At 67.2% G+C, this 1,723-nt stretch carries 1 protein-coding gene; it reads right to left on the bottom strand.

Annotated elements, in window-relative coordinates:
* Positions 1–49: 49 nt before the first annotated feature.
* Positions 50–1,390 carry a radical SAM protein gene (locus VF647_21200; GenBank protein HEX8454610.1) on the bottom strand — a complete coding sequence of 447 codons (1,341 nt, stop codon included), beginning with the start codon at positions 1,388–1,390 and terminating at the stop codon, positions 50–52.
* Between the last annotated feature and the right edge of the window lie 333 nt (positions 1,391–1,723).

The raw sequence follows: 1,723 nt of genomic DNA, 5'->3' as shown, positions 1-1,723 counted from the left end.
AAATGGCGCCCGCTCTTCAGCGGGCGCCATTTCTTTCGGTAGACCTCGATCACGTCCCCGCCCCCACCGCTTCCTCCGCCGTCACCGCTTCGGGCGACAGGGTGTCCATGAAGGAGCTGACGGAGAAGACGGCGTTGCCGGGGCCGGCGACGCCGTAGCCGGGGGGCGGCTTCAGGCCATGCTTCTCCAGCGTCTCGCGGTAGACCTCCAGGAGGCGGATGTGGTACTCGAGCGGGGCCCCCTCCGGGTTGTCCTTGCCGAGCGGGGTGGAGGGCTCCGGGCACCAGGTGGTGAAGCGCGGCGTGATCCCGCGCGACATGAAGTGGTCGAGGCCCTCCGCTGTGGAGGCGATCGCCTCGTCGACGGTGGCGAACCCGAACGGCTTCGCCATCTCCACGCCGGCGACGAAGTTGGGGATCACGTAGCGGGGCCCGAACACCTCCGCCGCGTCGAAGATGCGCCGGTGCCACTCCTCGCGGCCCACGTACCGCTCCTTGCCGGGGCAGATGATCTCGAACAGCCGCTTGTCCCACACCTCGTAGTTGGGGTGGTAGATGCGGATGCCGTAGTCGAAGTAGCGCTGCACGTCCTCACGCGGCAGCGCCTGCGCCACCACCTTGCCGATCCACCGGCCCGGGAAGCGCTCCTCGATGGCCTGCGCGTAGCGGCCGTAGAAGTCCGCCTCGGCCAGCCCGTCTACCTTCGACGTCACCGAGCCGCCCGTGAGCGTGTAGGCCTGCGACACGCGCGCGGTGTCGTAGCGGTCGATGATGGCGAGCGCCTCCAGCACGTCGTCCACGGGCTTGACGCCGGTGTAGGGGCGGCCTTCCTGTTTGTGCTGGCGCCAGTTGTGGTTGATGTCGCAGTACTGGCACTCCTCCTTGGCGCCGAAGTACTGGCAGAGGCGCAGCACGGTCAGGTAGATGAGGTAGCCCCACTGGATGGTGGGCGCCGTCTCCATCACCGTCTTGCCGTTGGCGAGGCCGTGGCGGTAGTACTCCGGCATCGGCGGCAGCGCGACGTCGGCGATGACGCGGCCGTCGAGCCACATCTGCAGCGTCCCCGTTTCGCCGCGCGTGATGCGGTACGGCGAGTCCGGGTTGGTGCGCACCGAGACGATGGTGCGCCGCAGCTCCCACGGGCCGCCGGTGAGCGCGACTTCTTCGGGCGGACGGCGGATGGCGGCGGTGCCCAGCTCCTTGAGGGGCTTCTGGTCGAAGGAGAAGATGAAGTACGACTTCGGCTTGACCTCGCCTTCCAGGTTGTCGCTGAGCGCCGAGTCGTCGAACGCGATCCCGGTGCGCAGCAGATCCTCCTTGAGCACCGCCTCCCGCGGAATGTGCGGGAAGCGGGCGATGAGTCCTTCTACCTGCTCGGTACGTGTATTCATCAGGGTTCCGTGTAATGACGGCAGAAACAGGTGCGTCAGTGCGTTTTCCATTTGTCATCCTGAGCGACGCGCCTCACCGACCTCTCCTGCGCTCAGGCCTGTGGCGCGTAGCGAAGGATCTACTGCGCGGGCCTGGTCGTTCGCCCCAGGCCTCGTGCCTCGCCGGCTAGATCCTTCGTTCGCCGCAGCGAGTATGGCGCGCGTCGCCGGCATCTCGCCGGGCGGCTCTCTCAGGATGACAGGGTGGTTCAAACGCACTCACGCACTAACGCACTAACGCACTTCTTTTCCCGGATGCGACGCGCGCTGAAGCCGATCCCGCACTCCCGCCCA

This window comes from Longimicrobium sp., from assembly GCA_036387335.1.
GTDB lineage: Bacteria > Gemmatimonadota > Gemmatimonadetes > Longimicrobiales > Longimicrobiaceae > Longimicrobium.
This window is presented reverse-complemented; position numbering and strand designations above follow the sequence as displayed.